Below are 25,890 nucleotides of genomic sequence, written 5' to 3'. Positions count from 1 at the left end.
ATAAGGTATCACAGTCGAGTACATACCCTTCTGTGCGAATCAAAATTACTTTTCAAGAATAAATTCTACACGGCGGTTTTTCCAGTTCACATTTGTATCCTTGCGGTCTGCAACTGGCTCTGTTCCGCCCTTTCCTTCAACAGAAAGGCGAGAAGAATTAATTCCAAATTTTACAAGCTGGCTCTTAACATATTCAGCGCGCTGCTCAGAAAGAGAAATCAACGCCTTGCCCCAAACACCTTCCTCAGTTTCTTCCGCAGAGTTATCAGAAATTCTATTTGCGTGTCCAACAATAGTAACTTTGTAATCTTTGAACTTTTTAAGAATTTCAGAAACGCGCTTTAGAACACGGGCATTGTTATCAGCCTGCGCCTGTGTAATTCCAGCCTTAATAATTTTTCCATTAGAATCAACAGTTCTTACACCAAAGTCTGCTTCATTGCTTCTAAAGATAATTGAAGGGATTTGCATTTTGAGTTTGTCGCCATCGCGGACAACAAGAACATCAACATTTATAACGCCTTTGACAGCGCTTGACATTCCAAGCTCATCGCAAGCTGTAAATTCAAAAGGATAATCTTCCGCCGACTGAACAATTTCTCCATTGTTTCCGCGACCGTCCCAAATGATTCTTTTTGTAATTGAAGATTTTCCGCTTGTCTTCCAGAATGATTTTCCATTTCTGTCTTTGATTGTAAAGTTCCAATTTTTAAGTCCGGCAATTGTCTGGCATCCAAGTTCAATGAACAAGTCATCATCATTTCCGTCGTTATCCGGGCTAAAATATTTTGGAGCAGTTCTAACAGAAAGCGCAGGCGGAATAGCAGTGCAGATAAAGCTTGAAGAAGCCGCATCTACAACGTTTCCTTTTGTATACTCAACATGAAGTTTTCCAACAAATATTCCTTCAGCAATTTTTTCATCCGATGTGTCGCCACCCCAAGTAATTGCAGCCGGAAGATTTTCACTGTCATTGCTAGAAAATGTTTTTACAACAGAATTGGCAGAATCAACAATGTCAAATTTCCATGAAGAAATTCCTTCAGCAAGAGAAACTTTTATACCAAATTTCTGGGCATCAAGAATTCCGTCGGCATTAGGAGAAATGCCTTTGTATTCAGCAGTAACAAATCCTGTTACCGGACGCGCATCCAAGGAAATTCCTGCAATCGTTGTGCTTCCAGAATTTCCTGCCGCATCCTTTGAAGAAACCGCAAGTGAATAAATTCCATTTGCCGCTTTGTTTCCGCTATCGTCTGTTCCGTCCCATGCAAAACCCAAAGCCTTTGAATTATTCCAGACAAAAGTTTTTACAACCTGATTTTTCGCATTACGAATTTCAGCATTCCATTTTGTTTCAACAGAGCAGTCTTCAACTTTTACAGGAATAGTCTGCCGGCTTGAGATTCCATCTGGAGAAAAAATTGTATAAGGTGCAGAAATTTTTATTGAAGGCGCAACTGTGTCAAGAATGAATTCCTGGCTTGCGGCTTCCGCTTCTGTTCCGCTGTTTGCGACAGTTTTTATAACAGCAGAATAAGTTCCGTCTGCGCACCTTGTTCCATCGTCAGCAAGTCCGTCCCAAACAAATGAAGAAGGAATTTTTCCAGAGCCTTTAAAAGTCCTTACAGCCGTTCCATTGAAAATCTTAAGTTCATAAGAGTCGATTCCACTTGAAGCTTTTGCAACTGGAGTCAAAACAACTTTGTCCTGAACTCCATCTCCGTTCGGTGAAAATGCAGCAGAACTTACAGAAAGCGCAAGTTCAGTCTTGCTTGTGTCAAGCACAAATTCTTTTGATTCCATCAAATTGCTGTTTCCAGCAAGTTCAGAAACTTCAAGAACATATTTATATTTTCCGTCTTTTACAAACTGTCCGTTGTCATCAAGTCCATCCCATTCAACAGAAGCAGGAAGAACTGTGTCAAAGTCAAAATTCTTTACAGCGGCATTGTTCTCATCAACAATCTTTCCTGTCCAAGTTTTTTCTCCAGTATAGGCTGGCTCCGCAACTTGCTGCTGAGAAATCTGAAATTTATTTTTTCCATTGAAAACTGTATTTGCAGGAAGAGAAACAGCTGCCTTTGGAGCTTCATTGTCAAGAACAAAAACAGGAGAATAAACAGCAGCAGGCTCATAGCCATTCAAATACTTTGCAGTTATTTTTGCGCGGTACTCGCCATCAGCCAAATCTTTACCCGAATTATTTTTTCCATCAAATAAAAATGAAGAAGGCGGATTTGTTTTTCCAGATTTTGAATAGTAAACTTTGTCGTCGTCTTTTCCTACAATAGAAATCTGCCAGTCGGTAAGAGAGTTCACGCTTGCAGATGGAGAAGGAATTGCAACTGAAAAATTAATTGTCCTTCTTGCAACCGCCACGCTTCCTTTTGGAGACGGAGCAAAATACCTTGAGCCGTTTATTGAAACTGCGGTTTCAGGCTTTTCAGCAGAAAAAATTATATTTGAAATTCTTGCTTGCTCAGAAGTGTTTCCTGCCAAGTCAGTCGAAGTAATTTCGTAGTTGTAAACTCCGTCTGGCATAATGGACTTGCTTTCGTTTGTTCCGTTCCATTCAATTTCAAGCGGAGAAGAATCTTCCCATTTGTATGAGCGGACAAGATTTCCATGGTCATCTGTTATTTTTGCAGTCCACAGTTTTTCAGTTGAACCAGACTGCTTGATTTTCAACACAGCCTTGTTTCCTTCGCCAAAAATTTTATCGGCACCTTCAATTTTCGCAAGATTGATTTCCGGCGGAGTATTGTCAACTACAACCGGAAGTTTTGAAGTTGTGGCAGTATTTCCATTGTCATCAGAAGCCGTAAACTGATAGTAATAAGTTCCATCCTGCGCCAACGAACCGTCATCCAAAAATCCGTTCCAGACAATTGTTGAAGGAATATCAACGCCGCGCTTTGGAGTTATCAACGTCTTGAAAAAAGTTTTAAAAGTGAATTTTGAAGGAAGCGAAATTTTGTTTCCGATTGTGCGCACAACATTTCCACCCTCATCAGTGATTACAAAGCTCCATTCTTTTACATAGCGTTTTTCGCGGATTTTCAAAGGAACTTCAAGAGTATCCTGAATTCCGTCGTTGTTCGGTGAAATATACACAATGCCAGGCTCGGCAAAAAGCTCAGAAGAGAAACTGAGCGCAGAGAAAAGTGCAAATGCCGTAAAAATTTTTCTAGTTGTTTTTTTCATTTTTTATTCCTCGTTCCAAAGAATGATTTCAGGAGCATCGGTGTCTTTCAATCCCAAGTCAAGCCTTGCGCCAAAACTTACAGCCTGAATTCCTGAATAAAGAGTCTGCGTCGCAACAGAAGGAGTTAGTTCGCTCTTTTCCCAGTCTGAATTAGTTTCTGAAAATTTCTTAGAAGTTATTCCAAGTTTTAATGAAACGCCAACTGAAACACTGTTCACGCCGTCTGCCTTTCCTTCTGAAATTTCGCGGACATTCGCCTGCCAGCCAAGAGACAAGCGGACAAATTTGTTATATTCAAATCCAACTCCTAAATCCATTATACAATTCTGAAAAAATGGAAAGGCAAAATCCGTGCTAAACGAGCCAGTCCATTTTTTTACTTCAAAAACAGTCGAAGCAAAGGAAACCCTTGGAGTAAGCATAGACGGATAAGATGAAGAATCCTTCTTTTCATCAATTCCAAGTGTTTCATAGTCAGCAGGCTTTCCAATATTTAAAAGAGAAATTCCAAACCTCGGATTTGTAAAAATGCCAAAGCTGCTCATTTTATAAAGCGCACCAAAATCCACTCCAGCAGAAAAATCAGAGCCGCTTCCCATATAAAGACCGGTATACGCATTTGCGCCTACGGAAAGTCTTTCATTGACTTCTTTTGCCAATCCGGCGTGAAAAACCAAAGTCTTTCTTAAATCCATTCCGTAAAAATCAGCAAAAAGAGCGTTTGCAGTAAGCGAAATAACAGACCATTTTGTAGGAGCAATCATTCCAGCCTGAAATCCGCCACCAACAGTCTTATCGCTGCTTTCGCCTTCAATTTTTATTTTATCAAAGTTATAAAAAACAGTTCCGCTAAAATCAATATCAGCACGCTGCACACCAGCAGTAAGGGCGGGATTATAAGTTATGGACGCAGGAACAATCGTAAAATTCGGACCGCCAGCAGCAGACGCGGCACCAGACATAAGCTCAGGATGTGCAAGTCTATAAAGGTCTTCACCACCATAAGGCGGATTGTAAGCAAACAGTTCAGCCATGCCTGCTAAAAAAAACGCAGCCAAAATTACTTTTTTCATAAAGCAAACCTCCAGTTTCAAATTATAACGAAAAACAAAACTATTTCAAATGAAATAAAATTTTTATTTACCGGAAAGCAATGCACGCTCAATTTCATCTATGACAAAATCAGGAGTGCTTGCCCCGGCAGTAAGTCCGACAGTTTTTAAAGAAAAAAAACTATCAGGAATTTCAGAAGAATCTTCTATGAGCGCAGTTTTTCCGCAGATTAAAGAAGCCGTTTCAAAAAGCCTACGTGTATTCGCAGAATTCTTTCCGCCGATGACAAGAATCGCATCCACTTTGCCTTCCAGTTCTTTCAATGCGTTTTGCCGCTCCATTGTCGCTGAGCATATAGAATTGAAAATTTGAACTGAAGGATTTTTCTGCTTCAATGCTGAAGCGATTTTTTCAAACTCAACAGGACTGAATGTTGTCTGCGCAATCAAAACCGTTTTTTCAGGAATTTCAATTTTCAAAGCTTCCTCTGCGCTTTCCACAACAACAGCATGATTTTCCGCATAGCCTGAAATGCTTACAACTTCACCATGATTTTTGTCGCCCGCAATCACAACAAGAAAACCTTTTTTTTTCCATTCAGCCGCTCTCTTCTGGCTAAGGTGAACTCTTGGGCAAGTCGCATCAAGAATTTCCGCCCCTTGATTTTCAAGAGCAGACACAACTTGCGGCGTAGTTCCATGCGCACGGATTACAACAACTGAACCGCTCTTTGCCTTTTCAAGTGAAGATGGCTCAAGAATCTGCGCGCCTTTTTTTTCAAGAGAATCCATAACAAGAGGATTGTGAATCAAAGGTCCAAGAGTAAAAACTTTCTTATGTCCATTTTTTTCTGAATTTTCAAGAGCAGCGGAAGCAGTTTCAACTGCACGTCTGACTCCCATGCAAAACCCAAGAACTTTGGCACGAACAACTTTCAACAGCAACTCCAACGCCAGTTTCAAAAATCGTATCGCCTGAAACTAGTATATAAAAGAAAAAAGCCGCAACTAAAAAAGTTACGGCCTTAAAATAATTCCTTATCAAGCGGAAAAAATCCGCTTAAAGCAATATTTAAACATTCTGTGTTGAATTAAACGAAAGAACATTCTTGTTGTTATGCGGCCTTACATGTTTTGCAAATTCTCCCGGCTCCCAGTTACGGCGCATCAAAGACACAAAGCCCGGAACAATGAGCATAGAAGAATAACATCCAGAAACAAGACCGACTGTAAGAACAATCGCAAAGTCTTTTATGCTTCCCGAAGTAAAAACAAGAAGCGCAACAGAAGCGAACATTGTTGTTACAGTTGTGATAATTGAGCGCGATAATGTTTCAGAAATCGAAGCATTCAATATATCGTTAAATTTCTTTGTCTGAATCAAGCTTATATTTTCGCGCACGCGATCCAAAATAACGATTGTGGCATTGATTGAGTAACCAAAAATCGTAAGAACCGCCGCAAAGCTTGTCGCAGAAAATTCAACCTGTGTCCATGAAATAAACGAGAACATTATAAGACAGTCATGCACAAGTCCGATTATAGCACCGGCCGCAAAATCCCAGTGGAATCTTATAGCACAGTAAATCCAGATTGCAAGCAAAGTTACAACTGCAAGAATAACAGACTTGATTGCATTGCTGCTAGAAAATCCTGAGCCTACAAAGTCAGTTTTAATAATCGCAACATTGCTTTCGCCGAATTTTTCCTTGAGCGAACCGATAATTTCTGCCTGAAGAGAATCAGAAGAAATATCGTTCTTTGAAATTGCCGCGCGAATCTGGAAACTTCTGTTTGAATCATCTCCAAGTTCCTTTACTTCAACGCTTTCAGAGGCAAGAGCCGAGCGGACATCATCAATAGAAACATTTGTCGATGCGTCTGAAACATAAAGCAAAACAGGAGCGTCTGCGGAAAGACGAGAAGTTGAAGAGCTGTCCAAATAAATTCCGTAAGAACTTACATTTTCAGCGCCTTTTACAGAAACTGAAAGTCCGTCAACTTCAGAAAGAGAAGCCGCAATATCTTTTATAGAAGGATTCTGCGCATAAGAAAAAATTTTAGTTTCGTTTTCTGCGCTAGTTCCTGTTATAACAAGTTCCAGTGCAGTGCTTGAAGTTCCAACACTTATATTTGCAGAACCGTTGTAGGAAATTTCAATAGCAGCCGGACCAATGCGGACTTCTTCCAAAAGACCAGGCACAAAGTCAATGCCAAAGTTTATTCCGCGGATAAAAAATCCTGCGATTCCAAAAAGAATCAAAACTGAACTTAAAACAGCGCAGGCAGGAAATGCTTTACTGAATTTTTTTACTGTTTTCATTATTTAATCCCCCAGCCAATGCTGATATTCTTTACTTTTAAGACCTCTGTCTGGAAATCAAATATAAGGCGAGAGACAACCAAAGCTGTAAATACTGTTGAAACTACACCAATCGCAAGGCTCACTGCAAATCCCTGAACGGCACCGCTTCCAAGCTGTGTCATAAATATTGCGGCGATAAATGTTGTGATATTTGAGTCCATGATTGCCCAGAATGCGTTGTCAAATCCCGCGCTTACACTAGAAACTCTGTCTTTTCCAAGGCGACGTTCTTCCTTTATGCGTTCAAAGATAATAACGTTAGCATCAGTTGCCATTCCGATTGTAAGAATCATACCGGCAACAGTCGGCAAAGTGATTGTAAGATTAAATGCGCTCAAAATACTGAACATGATATAGAGATTCAAAACCTGAGAAACACAGGCGTTTATTCCAGAACCCTTGTACCATATAAGCATGAAAACCATAATTGAAAGAAGACCAACTGCAACTGCCAAAAGTCCCTGACGGATTGCCTGTTCTCCCAAAGAAGCTCCAATTACCTGCTGGCTTTCTACGCTAAGAGGAACATCAAGCCAAGCTGTCTGCAAAACCTTGCGCAAGTTCTGGGCTTCACGCTGTCCAAATCCTGTAATCTGAACGTTTCCGCCTGTAATGGCTGTATTTATAGTAGCATTTGACTTGATTTTATTGTCGCTGATAATGCAGAGGTTTTCACCAACGTGCTCGCCAGTGAATTTTCCAAAGATTTCAGCGCCTTCAGCATCAAGAGAAAATGTAACCGCAGGACGTCCTGTAAGCTCTTCCGCACCGACATCAGCTGACTTTATGTGCTTTCCGTCAAGAGCAACATCTTTCTTCACAACAAGATAGCCTTCGCGCTGGTCAAGCCCGTAAGCGTCCGTTGTGTAGTAGCCCAAAACTTCACAGTCGTCAGGGATAATTGAAGGATTAACAAGATTTCCTCTTATATCAAAAGTTGTATCAGGATTGTTGTAATAATAAGCATTGAAATTTGAAGTAGCCTCATTGTCAACAAGGCGGAAATTCAAAATTCCGCGTCCTTGAATTATCGAGTTAATCTGATCAGCTTCTGCAGAACCAGGAAGCTCAATGTAAATTCTATCCTCACCCTGCTGTCTGATTGTTGGAGAACTCAAGCCAAAGCGGTCAATGCGGCTTGTCAAAGTTTCAACAGCCTGCGCCATTATATCAGCTTTCAAAGTTGCAGTGTCCAAAACAGCGTCGCCCTGCTTTGCAATAACAGAGTCAAGGTCAGCCTTTACAATTACGTTCATTCCGCCTGAAAGGTCAAGACCAAGTTTTACAGAATTCTTATAATAGTCTTTTGTCTTAAGAATCTTTTTTCTATAAATTCCTTCGATAAAAGAAGCAAGCTCTGATTTTGAATCAAAAGAATTCAAAGCGTCTTTCAAAAGGATGGCGGCAGGAGCTTTTTCTCCGGCAGCCTTGAAATTCATCTTTGCCTGCTTTAAAAGCCACTGGTTATCTTCTGGAACAGGAGCTTCTGGATTTGCTTTTACAGCATCAACTAATTTTCTAACTTCAGAATTAGCCCTGAAGCTTGAATAATTTTTTATATTTTCCAAAGAACTCAAGGCAAGAACCTTGTCTTCTTTTGGAGTGCGTACATACCAGCTGATTGACGGCCACAAAAAGGCAAAGCAAACAGCCAGCACTGCAATAATCATAAAAAGCCGGCTTTTTTTACTCATCTTTCTTTTCCTCTGAAGCAGCAGGCTCTTTGTTTTCCGTGCTGGCTTTTAGTTCTTCTTTCTGCTTTTTTCCTGATTTCTTTTCTTCAGTTTTTTCAGCAGGCTTATCAGAAACAACAGTTGCAATTGCAGAGCGGTTGAATTCTATTTTTGTATTTTCATCAACTCTTATTGTAACGACATTTGAATCTTTTTTTACAGAACTGACAGTTCCATGGATTCCTCCGATTGTAATTACTTTGTCGCCCTTCTGAAGCGCATCAAGCATTTTCTGAAGTTCTTTCTGCTTTTTGTTCTGCGGACGAATCATAAAAAAGTACATGATTCCTATGATAAGAATGAGAGGCAAAAACATTCCAAATCCGCCGCCCATAGCCGCAGGATCAGCTGCCTGTAACAAAAGTGAATTAAACAACATATTAAATTCCTTCCTTCGTAATTAATTTAAAATGGTATGAAAGGATAGCATTATTCGCATAAATTTACAAGAGAATTATTTAGAGGAATTCATTTCATAAACTCTAAACTTTCTTGCGCTAATTGGGATAAAATTTTTTTTCAATAAGAGGAAATTATCTTCCTAGCAACTTTTCTAGTTCTGAATTTTTGCTTAGATACAAAGAATTTGACGGGTCAAGAGCCACAACTTGCTTCAAATAATACTGCGCCCGCCTCCAGTCTTTTTTTGCATAGTAAATTTTGTAAAGACTGTAAAGAGAATCCTTGTTGCGCGGGTTTGCAGTCAGGCTTGCCCTTAAATCCGCAAGAACTGAATCTTCTGTTCCCTGAATCTGGCTGCGTTCAAAATACAAAAAGCTTTTCATTTTTTGACTGGCGGAAGACAAAAGACTTGAAATGAGCTGCATCGCTGAATTTTTTTGTCCGGAAGCAGAAAGAACTTTTACGTAAGCCATGCACGAATTCTCATCAGCGGGATTTTTCTCATAATCCTTTAGCGCAAGATTCATCGCCTCAGTGTTCTTTTTTAATGCAAGGCAAATATCGATATGCCTAAAAAGCGAAGTTTTTTGCACTGAAGGAATCTGCATAAGTCGTGAGCTTAGGGAATACGCCTTTGCATAATCAGATTTTTTTATATATTCATCCAAAAGAATTTCCATTGCCTGAACATTTTCTGAATCTTTTTCAAGAACTTTTTCAGCAAGCTCAAGAGCTGTCATTCCATTTACAGAAAGTCCCGCAACAGAAGCAGTTTCTGCGGCAACAAGCAAAGTTTCAGAATCATAAGGATATAAGTTAAGAGCAGTTCCGGCGGTTTCTATAGCGGCGGCATTATTCTTGCTCCAGTCACGCAAAAGCTGTGTACGCAAAAGATAATATTCCTTGGAAGCGGAATTTTTCTTTTCAACGGCATCAAGCAAAGAAGAAGCCCTGATATAGTCCTGATTTTCCATTAGGATTTTTGCACGCAGTAAAACATAGCTTGTGTTGTCCGGTTCAAGCAAAAGCACACGCACAACAAAGCCTTCTGTCTTGTCAAAGTCCCCAAGATGAAAAGCAGACAGAGCGCAAGTTTTTAAAAGCTCTGTATCCTGTGGAAAGCGCGACAAAAGTTCTTCTCCAAATGAAAGCGCAAGCTCATACTTTCCAGTCAAAAAACAAGCCTTTGCCACAGACTCAAGAATTTCTTTTGTTCCGCCAGCATATTTTCCGTTGCTAAGCTTAAAATATTCCAAAGCCTTTTCATTTTCGTTCTGCTTTAGACAAAGAATTCCCATAAGATAATTTGCAAGAACTGAATCAGGACAAAGCTCAAGAGCAAAATTCAAAGAGTTTTCAGACAGCTCATAATAATCTTCAATTGTTACTCCTGATGAAGTCAAAAGAACCAACGATGGAAGCATAATGGAAAGAAAATCAGAGCGGTTCATGCTTAAATCATAAATTCCCTTCTTTGCGCTTTCAACGGCACCAATGTACTGATTTGTCCTTGCAATAGGCGGAACACTCCAAGTAACGGCTTCTGACGGCCAGGCAAGTTTCATAATTTCCGCGGAAATATAAAGAATGCTTTTTTCAGCGTCGGAATAGTCATCGGGAGAACTTTTATGAATTGAAGCTGCGGCCTGCCTTAAACTTTGTGGAGAACCGATTTCCACAAGGCGCATTGTTTCTTTGTCGATAGAAGAAAAAAAAGACCTGTTTTTTGAAGGAGAAACTTGAACCGCGACTGCCGGCAACTTTTCTTCGGATTTCGGCGCAGGAGAAGGTGAACTTGCACAAGAGAAAATAAATGGCAATGTAGCAAAAACAAGATAAAAAGTTCCACGCATTTTCCGTAAAGAAATTCTTTCTGAAATTGTGGCATCTCTAAAAAACCCGGCCACAGTTTTCCTTAAAGCAAATTTTCTAAAAGCTGTCATCTGAAGAATCATCCTTTATATACGGAAATTCCTCGCTGTTTATTCTTTGAACTCCATAAACAAGAATAAGAAGAATTCCCAGAACAAAAAGGACTATTGGCCAGAAAACCGAAATAAATTTTGCAAACGAAATATGAAACACATGAAGCGAAAAAAGCAGGAAAATAATTCCCAGAACAAAAAGCGCGACAGACGGAAAAAGAAAAACCGCCCTGATTTTTTTATAAATGAATAAATCTGAAACAAGAAAAGCAAGTCCGGCATTAATAACAATAACCGGCCAAAGTTCTTTTAAATTTAAATGTAATAATTCTATGTTCAGCAAGGCAAAAAAAATGCTGTCAAAAACAAGCATGAATCCCAATGCAATGTAAAGGCTGCGTTTTCTTAGTCCTGCAGGAGAAACTTTTTTTTTCCGCTCAAGATTTTCCATAGTTTCATTAAATAATAAGATAAATTTCAATTCTTGACAACGGCTTTTAAAAACTTACAGGAACAACTTTGCGATTCAAATTTTTAATTGAAAATAGTTTCTATAATATGGTAGAATAAAAGAATGATTCGGAAAGTTTTTAGATTTGCGGCGGCGGCTTTTTTTTCCATAATTATAATGTCATGCGCAAAAGACAGAAAAGGCGCAATTCTGCCGGAAGCTTTTTCAAAGCAATACAAGAACACACAGAATCTTTTGATTTCGCTGCTTGAAAAAAAAGAAACAAAGGGAGAAACAAGATATGCGGTTGTAAACAGAATCGCAAACAATATGCTTTCCGTAAAAGACTATGCATCGCTTGTGCATTTTCTTACAAACTGGGTTGAACTGCACGAAGACGATTCTTATAACGCATACTGGCTTTTGATGACAGCTTATGCTTACCTTGAAAACGAAGCAGAGCCAATAGCTGAATACTATTTTGAGCGGATTATAAACAACTACAACGATCTTATTGTTCAGGGAAAATCAATTCATTTTATTTGCCTTCAGCATTTAATTCAAATCAGCTCAAGCCCGGCAAACAGAATTTCATATTTCAACCAGCTTATAAGCAGATTTCCAAACAACGTAAGCACAACGGAACTTTTCTACAGGCTCGCCCTTGAATACGAAAAGGAAGGCGAATGGAACCAGGCAATCCGCTCATACACGCAGTTTCTTGACCAAGACGACGCGTCCACGCTGCAAATTTCAGGCTACCCTAACGCATATTTAAATGCAAAGCAGCTTATAGATTTCAGCAATTCAGCAAAAGACTGGACATTTGAAACTCTTGACGCTCTTGTTGCGGCTGTAAAATCTGGAATTTCATCATACAATTACAGAGCCCTTGACCGCTACAAATCAAAAGTCAACTTTTTTGCAATGTCCTGGCGGCAAGTTGAAACTGACATAAATGCCCAGGAAAGTTTTTCGATGCGCTCATTTATGCGCGGAAACAGAATCCGTTACAGCGCGGAACTCGATCCGTCATCTTCTCCAACAGAAGCATATTTGCGCACAACAGGCTGGAGCAACTACGTAAATGTCTGGTATCTGTATTTTAGAAAAGTGAATTTTCCAGCTGACCCGGAAATCCATGGACGCTGGGAATGGGCAGGAATTTACTTTGGTGAAAAATTGTAATGAAGAAAAAAATTGCAGTTTCTATATTTTCAGTATTGCTAGCCTCGTTTATCTTCGCGGAAGAGCCTGTCGCTGATTTTGAAATTGACTTTTCAGCCTTAAAAAATGAAAGTCCGGCAAAAACAAAAATCATTTCTTCAGAAAACAAAAAGAAAACTTCTGCGCAAAAAAACTATATAATTCCAGAACCAAAGCGCAAAGACATCGGTATTTCTGGAGTTTTCAAGGAACCGACGTTAAAGTACCGGGAACGTTACCTTACATCTTCAAACAGACAATGGCTCGCTGATATTCTTTACGACTCAATTCCATACAGACCATACATAAGGGCGAAACTCAAAGAGAAAAAAATGCCGCTTTATTTGCAATATCTTCCGATTGTTGAGTCAAACTACAAGCCAACAGCGGTATCTGGCTCAGGCGCAACCGGGCTTTGGCAGTTTATGGCAAACAGCATGCATCCTTATTTAAAAAAGAATGAATATTTTGACGAGCGTCGCGATCCCTGGAAAGAAACAGATGCCGCACTATCAAAACTAGCGGAAAATTTCAAAATGTTTAACGACTGGCATTTAGCAATTGCCGCGTACAATATGGGAGCTGGAGCTGTAGGACGAATTGTAAAGGCGAATCCTGGAAAAGATTACTGGGCTTTGTCTGAAAAAGGACTTTTAAGCAAACAGGCTTCTGAATATATTCCAAAACTTATAGCAATTGCAGACATTGTTGAAAATTCGGATTTTTATGGGGCTATTGAAATTGGAGTTGCAGACAAGAGAATTGAAGGAGTTCCTCCGGAAAAGTTCAGCTACCTTACAATAAAAGGCAGCATAAAACTTTCAACTGTAGCCAAGGCAGCCGGAATTTCTTTAGAAACTGTAAAAATGCTTAACATCGAGCTTCTAAAGGAAATGACACCGCCCGAAACAACTTACAGATTAAGGCTTCCGGCCGGCAAAGCAAAAGTCGCCGCAGAAAACCTTCGGTAATTTTTTACATTATCTTTTTGCCTGCGTGCCAAAGTTTTTCAAGCTCATAAAAGTCTCTTGCTTCCTGGCTCATAAGATGCACAACAATCGGACCCAAGTCAATCAGATTCCAGTCATTGCCCTGTGAAGTCTTGTTATGAATTTTATGGATTTCAAGATCTGTGTCTTTTATGTAGTCTTTTATTTCCTTGTAAAGACCTTGCCAATGCGGACCGCTTGAAACTGTTGCAATTACAAAATAATCAGTCCAGCTGTTGAGCTCAGAAACATCAAGAACACAAACATCCGTGCCTTTTCCATCTTCCATTAGCTTGGCAATTTCCAGCGCCATTTCTTTTACAGTTTTTTCCATTTTTCCTCACTCGGACGATTTAGAAGAACTTCCTTTTACAAAACGTCCATTGAAATCTTTGCCCAAAATAATTGTAAAGTCAGCCTGAGCAGCACTTGTGGAATCAGCATTTTCCGGCATAACTTCCTCGTCAATTATATTTGTGCAATGAATAAAATTTCCTAAAGTTTTTGCAGCTTCAGAGTTTCCAATATGATTTATAATTTCAGTTTTTTCATAGTCATTACGGTCGGCATTTTTTGTTTCAAGGACTTCATATCCCGCACTCTGCAAAAGGAAAGAAGTATTGCGCGCAAGTCCCTGCTCCGTTGTTCCATTTTGAATTACAAGAACATAAACACGGTTTTGATTTCCAAGATCACCCGAAACAAGAGAACTTATAGCCTGATTTATAACATCCTTTATGAGCTGACCGTCATAATACGGAAACAAAAGAGTCTGGCCGTCAACAGTTCTTAAACTTCCTGTTATAGTCTGAATTGAAAACCGCTCGGTATCAATCAAAGAAAGCTTTTTCATCAAGTTATAGAAATTCTTCTTGTCTATGTTTGTTTTGATTTTTTCCTCATAAACTGAAAAATTATTCTTTGCAAAAATAATATTGCGGTTTTCTTTTAATGCATAAATAAGGGAAACAAAAACAGCCTGACGCCTGTCCTCAACATCGCTTGCATTTTCAGACGGACTTTTGTACATAATATAGTCATGGATTTTATCTCCATCCAGAACGACAGCACCGCTCGGAAAAAGGCAACGCATTCCGTTTTCATCGGTTTCGTCAACAGGAAATGAAATAAAAACATTCAGTCCACCAAGATAATCTGCAAGCAGCTCCAAGTCTGAAAGCTTTATTTCAATTGTAAAAGGAATTTTCTTTCCGATAAGTTTTTCAATTTCGTCTTTATAAGAAGCAAGACCTTTTTCCTTGTAAACTGAATCAATTCTGTCCACTCGTCCAAGGCTTTTATAAATCGCGCCGGTATTTCCCAAAATATCAAAAGCGGATGCCTGTCCTGTCTGCGGATAAAAAACGAGAACATCAGTTGAAAGCGCGTTTCCGTCATCATCCTTTAAAATCCAAAGGCTGTTTATAACAGGATTCAGCTTAAGATTTTCTTCAATAGGATCCATACGAAGCGATAAAACGATAAAGCCAACAACGCCAATAATAATCACAAGAATAGTAAGAAGAAAAATTCCATTTCTTTGTTCTTTTGAAATACTCATTTTTACAATTCCTAAAGCTTAACTGGCACGCAGAGAATTTTCAGTAGCAATCTGATTTTTTAAGTCCGTTTCAAATTCATAGCTTGGCTCTGCAATTTTTTTCTGCTTGCTTTTTAGATATTCCATGTTTTCCTGAACAACAAAAAGAGTCATTTCATTCAGCGGCATGGAAAAAATTTTTTTTCTATATTCTTCTGTTGACTGCGGACGTCCGGGCTCAACTTTGTCAGCAACATAAATAATCTTTGCAAGAAGACACAAACCTAAGCCGCCAAGTGTATGGTTCGCAACTGCCTGAATAACATCAGGATTTTTTACAGAAAATTTTTCTTGAAGCAAGACTGCAGCCGCTCTTCCGTGCAAAAGTGAAGGCTTGTTTTTTTCAATTTCAGAAATAGACTTTCCGTCTTCAGATGCAAGAGAAAGAATTTCAGAATCTTCCATATTCTTGCAAATATCATGGGCAAGGCCTGCAAGATAGCCAATGTCTTTGTCGTAGCCGAACAAGCCGCACATAAAAGCCGCCGTTTCCGCAACACGGACAGAATGCTCAAAGCGTTTTTCCTTCAATACAGACTTTGCATATTTCCTGATTTTTTCTATAAGCTGTTCAGTTTTTGCTTCCATACAAATTACCGTCAATAATATACTTGAAAACTTTTGAAGGCACAAGATATTGAAAAGCCATTTTATTTGCAGCCCTAAACCTTATGCTAGTTGAGCTTACTGCGAGCGGCTCATTTTTCAGGGAAACCGCATTTTTAAAAAGCGGTTCATCTTCTATCCGGAATTCTTTTTCTGCACAATCATCTGCTTGTGAATATTTTCCGGTCGCTTTGTTCTTAAAATTTTTATCTTCAGTCTGAAAAGGTCGTTCCGCCAAAATCAGCTCGCATTTTTCTACAAGCAAAGACGCATTGTTCCAGAGATGAAAAGTCGAAAATAAATCTCTGCCGATTACAAGTCCTATTTTTTCAGGCTTGTATTTTTTTTCAATGAAGCAGACTGTATCATAAGTGTACGAAATTCCTCCACGCTGAATTTCACAAGGCTCTATTTCAAAGCGCGGATCGTCTTGGCAGGCAAGTTCAACCATTTTCGCACGTTTTTCAGGCGGCAAAGCTCCGTTCATGTTTTTATGAGGCGGAGAAAAAACCGGTACAAAAAGAACTTTGTCATATCCAAGCGAAACGCAAATTTCGTCCGCCAAAGCAAGATGCCCAATATGAATCGGATTGAAACTTCCGCCCAAAACTGCGATTTTCATTTTCAGCTTTCACTTCCCGGAAACTGAACTTCCATTGAATCATCCACGGAACGGCTAGACAAAAATGAGCTTTTTGCAGGCACAGAATTTTCTTCGATAGCAGGCTTATTAAGAACCTCCATTTTTTCAATAAGCGAAATTATTTCAAGCCGAGTTTCGTTCATGTTTGTTCTTGCCGCAACAGAAACCGCAAGAACTTTTACATCAGGCTCTTTGCTTTGGATTTTTTCCTTTACTTTCATTGCATTTTCGAGCGCACCTTCGATGTCAATTTTATTGCAAAGGACAATTCTTGGCTTCTTTGTAAGTTCCCTGCCAAAACCGTCAAGTTCCTTTAAAAGCAAGTCATAAGCCTCAAGGAAATTTTCATCGCTGCAGTCAATCATAAACAAAAGCCCGGCAGTTCTTGAAATGTGCTTCAAAAATCTTATGCCAAGACCAGCACCTTCAGATGCTCCTTCTATTATTCCGGGAATATCCGCAATAATAAAATCCTTGTCATCGCCAGCATGGAGTACGCCAAGATTAGGAATTTTTGTTGTAAAAGGATACGGAGCGATTTTCGGACGCGCATTTGTAAAAAAATCCAGCAAGCTTGATTTTCCTGCATTCGGAAAACCAACAAGACCAATGTCCGCCATAACAGAAAGCTCAACACGCAAAACTCTTTCCTGCCCCGGCGCGCCTTTGTTTGCAATGCGCGGAGCTTGGTTTGTGCTTGACTTGAAATGCACATTTCCCCAGCCACCGTTTCCGCCTTTTAAGAAAACAAACTGGTCGTCCTCGCTTTCAACAGTAAAGTCATGAATAAGCTCGCCAGTTTCATTGTCGCGGATTGTAGTTCCGGGAGGAACTGGAATCACAACATCATCGCCATCTTTTCCATAGCGATTCCAGCCCTGACCGTCGCCACCGTTTTTCGCTTTCAAAATCGGGTGATACCTTAAATGGGCAAGAGTTCTAAGATTCCGCTTTAAACAAAAAATCACATCTCCGCCACGTCCGCCATCTCCGCCGTTTGGTCCGCCGTTTGGAATATATTTTTCACGTCTAAATGAAACACAGCCGTTTCCGCCTTTTCCAGAACGGACAGTAATAACAGCCTCATCAGCAAATTGAATCATCGTTGCTCCCATAAAAAAAGCCCAGCAAGGACAATTATTCCAAGCCGGGCATTTTAATTATTTTAGAAAATTTCAAATCCTAAAGACAAAAATTTTCTTTATTAGTTGGCAGAAACAGGTTCAACTGAAACAAGTTTGCGATTCATGCGCTCTGTGTATTTTACTACACCGTCAACAACTGAATACAAAGTGTCATCTGTTCCACGTTTTACATTGCTGCCAGGATGAATACGAGTTCCACGCTGTCTTACAAGAATAGAACCGGCAGTAACTTTTTCTCCACCAAATCTTTTAACGCCCAAATGTTTAGGGTTTGAATCGCGGCCATTTTTAGCACCGCTACCGCCTTTAGTACGTCCCATTTTAATCCTCCGCCGGCATAAACCGGACTATTATTCAATTATTTCTTGAAACCGCACATTATCAGGATATTCAGCAGAAAGTTTTATAAAAGCAAATCTTATAAAATCCCCAATGCATTTCAAGCGTTCCACAGCAGAAACTGCGGATTTTTCAACCCGAAACTCCAAAAAGCCACGGGTAGAAGTGTCAGCATTAAAAACAAGCCCTTTTGTACTTTGAAGCAGTTCAACTGATGTGCCAAGAATTATGGATTCAGCAGCACAAACAATGTCCTTGCCCTTTTCAGCAAACGAAGCATGACCAAAAGCTTTTAGGCTTTTCAACGCTCCATCTTTGCCGCAAACCAAAAGAACTTCCGTCACTTATGCCAAAACAACATCCTGAACAGTAACTTTTGTATACTGTTCGCGGTGTCCAATAAGACGATGGTAGTCTTTCTTTGACTTGTATTTGAATACGAGAACTTTCTTGTCCTTGAAAGTTTCTCCAACTTTTACAGTAACTTTAGCGCCCTTTACATAAGGAGAACCGACAGAAACTTTATCGCCATCACTTACAAGAAGAACTGTATCGATTGTGATTACATCGCCATCTTTCGCATCAAGCTTTGACACTTCAAGAACAGCGTCTTTTTCTGCCTTGTACTGATTGCCTTTGAATTCAACAATTGCGTACATTTTATAAACCTCTAAATTTTTTTTACCCCAAGGAGTAACGGGTTCCTTGAAAGCATTTCAATAATTAGTAAGATATTTTAACAAATTTCATAAACTAAGGTCAAGAGAATTTCTGCCGATAAATAAAAAATTCAGACTTTTAATTTACCGCCGCATTTTCAAACTTGTTTCATAAAATTGAAATTTTCATGAAGTTCATATAAAATGAAATTATGGAATTTGACTTGAAAAAGCTCCCATGTTTTGGAGTTGCAGGAAATTTTACAGGACATCTGGAACAGGCCGGAGAAGCCGTTGAGTTTCAGAATGTAAAGACAAAAGAAAAAAATGCGCCAAAAGCAATTTTTCCAACATATATACCGAACGCAAAGAATCTGGTGCCGGAATTTCTTGGAACATTTCCGTTTGACTCAGGCAAAATAATTTTTCCGCACGGAGAAGAAAAACTCCAGATTGAACCGGAATGCGCATTGATTCTAAACGCTGAATGGAACGGCGCAAAACTTAAATCTCTTGTTCCCGTGAAATTCGGAGCGTCAAACGACTGCTCAATCCGCAAACCGGGCGCAAAAAAAATCAGCATGAAAAAAAACTGGGGCAAATGCAGTAAAGGACTTTCTGAAAATTTAATCAGCATTGACGGATTTTTCGAAAAAGGAAACATTGCAAAATATAGAATCGCCTGTTTTCTTTTTAGAGACGGAAAAATCTTTGAATACGGAGAAGACAGCCCGGTAAAAGGCTACAGTTACATTTTTGAAAAGCTCACAAATTGGCTCATAGAAAAATTCAACACACAAAAAGATGAGGGTACTGCGGAAAACGTTGGAAAATATCTTGTCTCAATCGGTTCGCCTGAACAAATAATGGTTTCCATAGGAGCTACGCGCTATACCGAATTCGGGGAAACAAATTTCCTAAAGGACGGAGACGAAAGCATTGTCATTCTTTATCCTGATAAATACTCAAATACTGAAATTAAAGAAATGGCAGCCGAAAATTCTTTTTCCGATAAAGAAATAAGCGTTTTAAGGCAAAAAATAATTTTGCAGTAGATTAGACAATATGTAGTGCCACCAGGTTTGCAGAATCGAGGGTTCGGTCGTAAACTTGGAATAGAAAACAACAAGCATGACCTGCCTCATGCAAAAAGGAGCACTACAATGAACAATGTAACAGAGAACACAAAAGTAATCTATGTCGGAATTGACGTGCACAAGGACACAAATTCTTTCTGTGCTTATGACAGCCGTGAAGACAAATTATTCGCGGAGCACAAAAGCTCTTCCAAATTTGAAAACACGCTTCACTACCTGAAGAACCTTCAAAAATCAGTCGGGCAAGATGCAGTTTTTCTTATTGGATACGAGGCAGGTCCCACAGGATACGGACTTTGCAGAAAACTTCAAAAAGAAGACTTCGCCTGCGTCATTATCGCCCCATCGACAATAGCAAAGGCACCTGGTCAGAAAGTCAAGACAGACAGGATGGACGCCCGCCTTCTTGCAAAGACTCTCGCCTTCAAAACCTACAGCCCTGTCTGCCTTCCTTCTGAAAAACTTGAGGCGATAAAGGAATATACACGGGTCAGGACGGCAAAAATCACCATGCTCAAAAAAGCAAAGCAGAACCTCCTTTCTTTCCTGCTGCGAATGGGCTTGCCTTATCCTCAGAGCGGCCATTACTGGACGCAGGCTCACATGGCTTGGCTCAGGACGATGAACTTCGCTGACAAGTGGCTTCAGGAATCATTTGAGGAATATCACGCCGAAGTAATAACGCTCATGGACAAAGTTCAGAGAATTGAGGCGAAGATTCTGGAACTCTGCAAGGATGATGAAGTGAGGGAAAAAATTGATGCCCTGGTGTGCATCTCTGGAATCAGTTATGTCTCCGCTATTTCGATTGTCGCGGAAATCGGGGATTTTTCCCGTTTTTCAAAGGCGAAGTCCTTCGTAAGCTTTATAGGACTTTGTCCCGGCGAGGATTCAAGCGGAAATAGAGTACGGCACACGGCGATTACGAAAGCTGGGAATTCAAGAGTCAGAAGTCTTCTTGTTGAGTGTGCGGGAAGCCTTAGAATGCATTCTGTTGTCACGGCAAAATCAGTCAGGGTAAAAGAGCGGCAGAAAAATGCGTCCGCCGCCATCGTTTCTTACGCGGACAAGTGCACGCTCAGGCTCAGAAAAAGAATGCTTTATCTTTCCCAAAAAGGGCTCCCCTACAATCTAGTAACGACGGCGGGGGGCAAGGGAGCTTGCATGTTTTGTCTGGGGAATGATGAATTTTGTTGACAACAGGAAAACTGCCTTGAACAAAATTGATGAGGGGGAGCTTTCCGACATTCAAAAAACGGTCGAGGAGTTTATTGCGCAATGAAATCAAATCACCTGCGGGATGAAACTTTCGCTAAAGATATTCTGGCGAAAAATTAACTTGTATCATAACGGAAGGAATTTGTGAGCATTTAAGGAATTATCTTCGAGCGGTTTATGAGCGGGAAACTTTTTAACTTCCTATGCTCGCAGTTAGAGAGAAAGAATTCCAGGCGGACCATTGACCTGTCGGTAAACCTGATTTTCAGGCGAATCCACGTATATCAGAATGGCCATGTGCCGATCTATCGCTTTCCTTCCGTTTTTTTTTATATTTTTTCTCAAAAGGAGTTTTTTATGTTGACAAATGGCACAACATATCAAACCGCCGGATTTTGAAAAACAAAAATTCAGCGGCTAATATTTTACTTTGAACAGATACAAATGCTGTTCTTTAAAAAGTCCAGTGCTTGAATTGCGTCCATTCCTTTTTTGTCTGCATATTCAAGAATCTGGGCAACTTTTGACATCAAATCAAGGTTATGCTCCGACATTTCATTCCATAAAATTATAAGTTCTGCACGGTCTTTTAAAATTCCAGCCGCAATACAAAAAGACTTTACACCTACAGACATCGCAACATGAACAGACACATTTCCAAACTTTGTCTCCTCTCCTGCAGCCTCATCATGCTTCTGCAAATCACTGATTACAAGCTGCCTGTCCATAACACAGTTTGAATCGACCGCGTCAACCAAAGAGCAAAGAATTGAATCCTTTTCAGCATTTTTAATATTTCCAGCAGAGTAAAAAGACAACATAAAAATTCCTCCATAAAAAAAACAACGAGAAAGTATAAAAATTAAAAGTGAAAAAAAACTATGGGGAACTTTACAAGACAGAAGCTTGCTTTATTATAAAATCAATGTATTTATGCTTGACCGGAACAGCCAGCACATATAATGAAAAATCAACGTTCCTTTCAACTACAAGAAAAAGAAGATGTAAAAACGCAAAGCAAATTACAAAAGAAATTTCAAATTTTCTTTCTTCATGCACAAACGCTTCAACAGTGGAATTATCAAAAAAAGACAAAATAACTGCGCCTGAGTCATTTTCAAACCCAAGGGCGCATTTATTGGAGATTTTAAGTTCATGCCTGAACGCAGGATATAAAATCCACAGAAAAACTGAAAAGATAATTAAAATTGTATATAAAACTTTTTTCTGCATAAAATCTTAATCCAGGCACAAAAACAACAGAACCGCACTTTACAAAATGCAGTCCTGCCGTACAAAACTAAGCGCCGTAAGTCGCAATAAAAACGCCGGCAGCAATAGCAGTGCCAATTACACCAGCAACATTCGGTCCCATCGCATTCATCAAAAGGAAGTTCGAAGGATCGTATTCAAGTCCGACTTTATTTGCAACACGGGCAGCCATAGGAACCGCAGAAACTCCTGCAGAGCCAATAAGCGGATTGATTTTTTTCTTAAGGAAAAGATTCATGATTTTTGCCATTACAAGACCGCCGATTGTGGCAACTGCAAAAGCAAAAAGACCAAGAACAATAATTCCAAGCGATTCTTTCTTAATGATTTTTTCTGGAGTCATCTGGCTTCCAACACCAAGTGAAAGAAGAATTGAAACAATGTTCATAAGTTCATTTTCCATAGTTTTAGAAAGGCGTTCCGCAGCATGGCTTTCCTTTACAAAGTTTCCGAACGCAAGCATTCCAATCAAAGGACAAGCTGGCGGCAAAAGAAGAATTGAAATCACAAGAAGCAAAATCGGGAACAAAACTTTTTCTGTTTTTGAAACAGGTCTAAGCTGATCCATTTTTATCAGGCGCTCTTTTTTTGTCGTAAGAAGCTTCATAATAGGAGGCTGAATCATCGGAACAAGAGCCATATAAGAATAAGCAGCAACCGCAATAACCGCCATCATTTCAGGAGCAAGTTTTCCAGAAACATAAATTGAAGTCGGACCGTCCGCACCGCCGATAATTGAAATCGCACTAGCCTGAAGCATTGTATAGTCAGTTCCAAGGAAAGCGTTCATAAATGCAACACCGAAAAGCGTAAAGAAAACACCGAATTGGGCAGCACCGCCAAGCAATGCAGTTTTTGGATTTGCAATAAGAGGACCAAAGTCAGTCATCGCGCCAATTCCCATGAAAATAAGCATCGGGAAAAATTCATTTCCAACGCCAGCACTGTAAATTATATGCAGCATTCCATGAGGAGCGTCTCCCATTGCCGCGCCCGGAATATTCACGAGAACAGTTCCAAATCCAATCGGAATAAGAAGAAGAGGCTCAAAACCCTTGCCAACCGCAAGATAAATAATAAGGAAACCAATTGCAATCATAATCAAAGACTGCCAGCCCGGAGCTTTAGGAGCTTCATCAAACGGATTGTTTTCTTCCACCACAAGCTGAGCTTCTGCCTGCGCCTTTTCCAACGCAAGTTCTTCCGCTGTAGGCTGATGAATCATTTTATATATTCCAGTTGACTTTCCAATGTTCTTTAAAAACTTTGAAATAGAAATATCGTACTTTCCATTCCAGTTTTCAGTTCCTTTTATTATGCGTTCCATTCCAGAAGCTGGAGCTGGCTTGTCCTGCGCAAAAGCTCTTGCTGTAAATGAAAGAACCGCAGCAACCGCCATAATCGAAAGCATAATAAATGCAATTTTTGTATTTTTAATTTTCTTTGTATCAGGCATATTTTTTCCTTAAAAAAACTTCCGCCGCTTCTAAAAAAAACGGCAGATAATCTTAGCAAATTTCAGCTACTGGCTGACCATTTGTAAGCTGAGTTCCGGCACTTGCAAGGAAGTGAACTTTTCCGTCAACAGGAGCCTTTATTTCAAGTTCCATCTTCATTGACTCAATAATAACAACATTGTCGCCTTTCTTTACAGAAGCGCCTTCAGCAACAGCAGTTCTAAGGAACACGCCGGCAACTGGAGCATTTACTTTTGTTCCATTGCCAGATGAAACTGGAGCAGCTGGAGCCGGAGCCGCTGGAGAAGCAACAGGCTTAGCAACTGGAGCAGGCTGAACAACAACACCGCCAATAGCAGCAAGAACCTGTCCGCTTTGAATCTGTGTACCTGGAGCAACAGAATAAGTGATTGTTCCGTCGGCTGTAGCTTTAACTTCAAGCTCCATCTTCATTGATTCAATTATTATTATAGTCTGACCTTTTGAAACTTTTGTTCCGTTTGCAAAGCACTGCTTGAGCAAAGTTCCGGCAACAGGAGCTTTTACATCAACTCCTCCTGTAGCAACCGGAGCAGAAACAGTAGCCGGAGCAGCAGTTCCTGTCCCAACAGAAACCGAATAAGGAGTTCCATTTACTGTAACAGAACCGTTTCCGTCTGAAGTTACATTGTATGCAGAACCGTTAACCGTGATTGTGTAAGAGCCGCCCTTTGAAGCAGGTTCAGCAGCCGGAGTTTCTTTCTTTGCAAATGCAGTCGCAGCGTCAACAGGACCGTTTGCTCTTTCCTTAAAGAATTTTGGAGCAACTTTCGGGAACATTGCATAAGTAAGAGTATCCTCGTCGCTTCCATCACCGCCATTTTCCTTTGCTTCCTTAACCATTTTGTCCCATTCAGGCTCAATTTTGTCAGCAGGACGGCAAGTAACAACTTCTTTCATATTATTCTGGGCAAGAGCCTTTTTTACGAGATCCGCATTTGGCTCCGCAGGAAGTTTTCCATACTTTCCAACCAAAAGATCGCGGAATTCGCCAGTCATTCTTTCATAGCGTCCAAAAAGAACATTGAAAACAGCCTGAGTTCCAACAATCTGCGATGTCGGAGTTACAAGAGGAACATATCCAACATCTTTCTGTACAATCGGAAGCTCTTTTAGGACATCGTCCATTTTGTTAGACGCACCCTGCTGCTTAAGTTGACTTTCTAGATTTGAAAGCATTCCGCCTGGAACCTGGGAAAGAAGAATACGGGTGTCGGCTCCAAGGAAAGAAGATTCAAGTGAAGAATAATGCTTGCGGACTTCGCGGAAATAAGCGGCAATTTCAAGAAGAGCCTTTGTGTCAAGTCCTGTATCATACTCAGTTCCCTTGAGCATCTCAACAACAGTTTCAGTTGGGGAATGGCTTGTTCCCATAGACATTGAAGAAATAGCAGTGTCAAGAACATCCGCGCCGGCTTCAACCGCCTTAAGTTCTGTAGCAACAGAAAGTCCAGTTGTCGCATGAGAGTGGATTTCAATAGGAAGATCGCAGGCTTTTTTAATGGCAAGAACCAAGTCATAGGCTTCATAAGGCTTTAGAAGTCCAGACATATCTTTTATACAGATTGAATCCGCGCCGAATTCAGCGTAAGTTTTTGCAAGGTCAGCATAAACCTGATTTGTATGGAAAGGAGTAACTGCATAGGAAATTGCCATCTGAACATGTTTTCCTGTCTTTTTTGCAGCTTTTGTAGCGCGCTCAAGGTTGCGAGGGTCGTTGCAGGCATCAAAAATGCGGAAAACATCAATTCCGTTCTTTGCGGCAGTTTCAACAAACTTGTCAACAACATCATCAGCGTAATGGCGGTATCCCAAAAGATTCTGTCCGCGCAAAAGCATCATAATCTTATTATTTGGAAGAGCCGCATGGAGCTTGCGAAGACGCTCCCAAGGATCTTCATTCAAAAAGCGTATACAAGAGTCATAAGTTGCTCCGCCCCAGCCTTCTACAGCCCAATAGCCGATTTTATCAATCATTCCGCAAGCAGGAAGCATATCAGCAGTTGTCATGCGTGTGGCATGCAAAGACTGATGGGCATCACGCAAAACAAGTTCAGAAATTCCAATTTTCTTAGACATAAATCAACCTCTTATAAAAATCTATTAATTACAAAGCTTTTTTATCTTTTAATACAGCGGCAATAGCGGCGACAACAGCTCCACTGTCTTCAGCAGGAACAGAAACAGAAGGAGCGGCAACTGGCTGCTCGCCAGCAGGCTCGGCGTCCCATTTCAAGGCATGTACAACGGCATGAAGCGCAATCATCGCCAAAATCATGATAATCAGAAAAAAGAAAACCACACCCATTCCCAGCAAAGTAAGAATTCCACTTTGACTGAACATTTCAAGAACTGTCATAGTTCCTCCCAAGAATAAAGATTTTATTAGAAAAATAAATTTTTTAAACCGAATCTTTCCGCATTTTAGCAAAAAGATACAATTATAATATAGAGAAATTTCAAAAACTTTACAATTAGAGTAGA

At 40.1% G+C, this 25,890-nt stretch carries 25 protein-coding genes; 5 read left to right on the top strand and 20 right to left on the bottom strand.

The window, feature by feature from the left end; genetic code table 11:
• Positions 1 to 45 precede the first annotated feature (45 nt).
• From TRESU_RS04575 to TRESU_RS04540, 8 genes are all read right to left on the bottom strand, one after another.
• Positions 46 to 3,207, bottom strand: coding sequence for a FlgD immunoglobulin-like domain containing protein (locus TRESU_RS04575; RefSeq protein ID WP_013701125.1), 3,162 nt, complete (start codon positions 3,205 to 3,207; stop codon positions 46 to 48).
• A gap of 3 nt (positions 3,208 to 3,210) precedes the next feature.
• Complete coding sequence (locus tag TRESU_RS04570; RefSeq protein WP_013701124.1) at positions 3,211 to 4,281, bottom strand: porin family protein; 1,071 nt, start codon at positions 4,279 to 4,281, stop codon at positions 3,211 to 3,213.
• A gap of 63 nt (positions 4,282 to 4,344) precedes the next feature.
• Entirely contained in the window at positions 4,345 to 5,199 is an 855-nt protein-coding gene (gene ispH, locus TRESU_RS04565; protein WP_013701123.1) for a 4-hydroxy-3-methylbut-2-enyl diphosphate reductase, read from the bottom strand.
• A gap of 133 nt (positions 5,200 to 5,332) precedes the next feature.
• Positions 5,333 to 6,583 (bottom strand): protein translocase subunit SecF, encoded by a 1,251-nt coding sequence (gene secF, locus TRESU_RS04560; protein ID WP_013701122.1) that lies wholly within the window; start codon positions 6,581 to 6,583, stop codon positions 5,333 to 5,335.
• Positions 6,583 to 8,319, bottom strand: a complete 1,737-nt coding sequence (gene secD / locus TRESU_RS04555) for a protein translocase subunit SecD (RefSeq protein ID WP_013701121.1) — start codon at positions 8,317 to 8,319, stop codon at positions 6,583 to 6,585. Before secD ends, secF begins: the two co-directional genes overlap by 1 nt.
• Complete coding sequence (gene yajC, locus TRESU_RS04550) at positions 8,312 to 8,737, bottom strand: preprotein translocase subunit YajC (protein WP_013701120.1); 426 nt, start codon at positions 8,735 to 8,737, stop codon at positions 8,312 to 8,314. Before yajC ends, secD begins: the two co-directional genes overlap by 8 nt.
• Before the next feature lie 154 nt (positions 8,738 to 8,891).
• Complete coding sequence (locus tag TRESU_RS04545; RefSeq protein WP_013701119.1) at positions 8,892 to 10,703, bottom strand: tetratricopeptide repeat protein; 1,812 nt, start codon at positions 10,701 to 10,703, stop codon at positions 8,892 to 8,894.
• The gene (locus tag TRESU_RS04540) at positions 10,690 to 11,136 is read right to left on the bottom strand and encodes a hypothetical protein (RefSeq protein ID WP_013701118.1); all 447 of its coding nucleotides are present in this window, start codon (positions 11,134 to 11,136) and stop codon (positions 10,690 to 10,692) included. The genes TRESU_RS04545 and TRESU_RS04540 overlap by 14 nt, the downstream gene beginning before the upstream one ends.
• Before the next feature lie 123 nt (positions 11,137 to 11,259).
• Here TRESU_RS04540 and TRESU_RS04535 point away from each other — a divergent pair, with 123 nt between their 5' ends.
• Positions 11,260 to 12,324: a tetratricopeptide repeat protein gene (locus TRESU_RS04535; RefSeq protein WP_013701117.1), complete on the top strand. Its 1,065-nt coding sequence runs from the start codon at positions 11,260 to 11,262 to the stop codon at positions 12,322 to 12,324.
• Positions 12,324 to 13,313 carry a lytic transglycosylase domain-containing protein gene (locus tag TRESU_RS04530; RefSeq protein ID WP_013701116.1) on the top strand — a complete coding sequence of 330 codons (990 nt, stop codon included), beginning with the start codon at positions 12,324 to 12,326 and terminating at the stop codon, positions 13,311 to 13,313. The genes TRESU_RS04535 and TRESU_RS04530 overlap by 1 nt, the downstream gene beginning before the upstream one ends.
• Before the next feature lie 4 nt (positions 13,314 to 13,317).
• Here the strand turns inward: TRESU_RS04530 and rsfS are convergent, their stop codons facing one another.
• From rsfS to rplU, 8 genes are all read right to left on the bottom strand, one after another.
• On the bottom strand, positions 13,318 to 13,665 hold the full coding sequence (gene rsfS / locus TRESU_RS04525) for a ribosome silencing factor (protein ID WP_013701115.1): 348 nt from the start codon (positions 13,663 to 13,665) through the stop codon (positions 13,318 to 13,320).
• Positions 13,666 to 13,671: 6 nt separating this feature from the next.
• On the bottom strand, positions 13,672 to 14,892 hold the full coding sequence (locus TRESU_RS04520; RefSeq protein ID WP_013701114.1) for an LCP family protein: 1,221 nt from the start codon (positions 14,890 to 14,892) through the stop codon (positions 13,672 to 13,674).
• Positions 14,893 to 14,910: 18 nt separating this feature from the next.
• Positions 14,911 to 15,519, bottom strand: a complete 609-nt coding sequence (gene yqeK / locus TRESU_RS04515; RefSeq protein WP_013701113.1) for a bis(5'-nucleosyl)-tetraphosphatase (symmetrical) YqeK — start codon at positions 15,517 to 15,519, stop codon at positions 14,911 to 14,913.
• Complete coding sequence (gene nadD, locus TRESU_RS04510; RefSeq protein ID WP_013701112.1) at positions 15,503 to 16,159, bottom strand: nicotinate (nicotinamide) nucleotide adenylyltransferase; 657 nt, start codon at positions 16,157 to 16,159, stop codon at positions 15,503 to 15,505. Before nadD ends, yqeK begins: the two co-directional genes overlap by 17 nt.
• 2 nt (positions 16,160 to 16,161) lie before the next feature.
• Positions 16,162 to 17,283, bottom strand: coding sequence for a GTPase ObgE (gene obgE / locus TRESU_RS04505; protein WP_013701111.1), 1,122 nt, complete (start codon positions 17,281 to 17,283; stop codon positions 16,162 to 16,164).
• 101 nt (positions 17,284 to 17,384) lie between these two features.
• Positions 17,385 to 17,645 carry a 50S ribosomal protein L27 gene (gene rpmA / locus TRESU_RS04500; protein ID WP_013701110.1) on the bottom strand — a complete coding sequence of 87 codons (261 nt, stop codon included), beginning with the start codon at positions 17,643 to 17,645 and terminating at the stop codon, positions 17,385 to 17,387.
• 30 nt (positions 17,646 to 17,675) lie between these two features.
• The gene (locus TRESU_RS14155; RefSeq protein WP_169309743.1) at positions 17,676 to 17,993 is read right to left on the bottom strand and encodes a ribosomal-processing cysteine protease Prp; all 318 of its coding nucleotides are present in this window, start codon (positions 17,991 to 17,993) and stop codon (positions 17,676 to 17,678) included.
• A 15-nt stretch (positions 17,994 to 18,008) separates the two neighbouring features.
• The gene (gene rplU / locus TRESU_RS04490; RefSeq protein WP_013701108.1) at positions 18,009 to 18,323 is read right to left on the bottom strand and encodes a 50S ribosomal protein L21; all 315 of its coding nucleotides are present in this window, start codon (positions 18,321 to 18,323) and stop codon (positions 18,009 to 18,011) included.
• A 212-nt stretch (positions 18,324 to 18,535) separates the two neighbouring features.
• Here rplU and TRESU_RS04485 point away from each other — a divergent pair, with 212 nt between their 5' ends.
• Together TRESU_RS04485 and TRESU_RS04480 are read left to right on the top strand one after the other, a co-directional pair.
• Positions 18,536 to 19,378 (top strand): DUF5718 family protein, encoded by an 843-nt coding sequence (locus tag TRESU_RS04485; RefSeq protein WP_013701107.1) that lies wholly within the window; start codon positions 18,536 to 18,538, stop codon positions 19,376 to 19,378.
• A 15-nt stretch (positions 19,379 to 19,393) separates the two neighbouring features.
• Positions 19,394 to 20,617, top strand: a complete 1,224-nt coding sequence (locus TRESU_RS04480; protein WP_245535708.1) for an IS110 family RNA-guided transposase — start codon at positions 19,394 to 19,396, stop codon at positions 20,615 to 20,617.
• A gap of 446 nt (positions 20,618 to 21,063) precedes the next feature.
• On the opposite strand, the gene TRESU_RS04475 is transcribed toward TRESU_RS04480, so the two are convergent.
• Positions 21,064 to 21,459 carry a hypothetical protein gene (locus TRESU_RS04475; protein WP_013701105.1) on the bottom strand — a complete coding sequence of 132 codons (396 nt, stop codon included), beginning with the start codon at positions 21,457 to 21,459 and terminating at the stop codon, positions 21,064 to 21,066.
• Between the two features lie 47 nt (positions 21,460 to 21,506).
• On the opposite strand from TRESU_RS04475, the gene TRESU_RS14895 reads away from it, so the two are divergent.
• Positions 21,507 to 21,881 (top strand): hypothetical protein, encoded by a 375-nt coding sequence (locus TRESU_RS14895; RefSeq protein WP_148228257.1) that lies wholly within the window; start codon positions 21,507 to 21,509, stop codon positions 21,879 to 21,881.
• Positions 21,882 to 21,938: 57 nt separating this feature from the next.
• Here the strand turns inward: TRESU_RS14895 and TRESU_RS04465 are convergent, their stop codons facing one another.
• From TRESU_RS04465 to TRESU_RS04455, 3 genes are all read right to left on the bottom strand, one after another.
• Positions 21,939 to 23,309 (bottom strand): sodium ion-translocating decarboxylase subunit beta, encoded by a 1,371-nt coding sequence (locus TRESU_RS04465; protein WP_425358552.1) that lies wholly within the window; start codon positions 23,307 to 23,309, stop codon positions 21,939 to 21,941.
• Between the two features lie 109 nt (positions 23,310 to 23,418).
• Positions 23,419 to 25,485, bottom strand: a complete 2,067-nt coding sequence (gene oadA, locus TRESU_RS04460; RefSeq protein ID WP_013701102.1) for a sodium-extruding oxaloacetate decarboxylase subunit alpha — start codon at positions 25,483 to 25,485, stop codon at positions 23,419 to 23,421.
• Between the two features lie 28 nt (positions 25,486 to 25,513).
• Positions 25,514 to 25,765 carry an OadG family protein gene (locus TRESU_RS04455; protein ID WP_013701101.1) on the bottom strand — a complete coding sequence of 84 codons (252 nt, stop codon included), beginning with the start codon at positions 25,763 to 25,765 and terminating at the stop codon, positions 25,514 to 25,516.
• Positions 25,766 to 25,890 lie beyond the last annotated feature (125 nt).

It is taken from the genome of Treponema succinifaciens DSM 2489 (assembly GCF_000195275.1).
GTDB lineage: Bacteria > Spirochaetota > Spirochaetia > Treponematales > Treponemataceae > Treponema_D > Treponema_D succinifaciens.
This window is presented reverse-complemented; position numbering and strand designations above follow the sequence as displayed.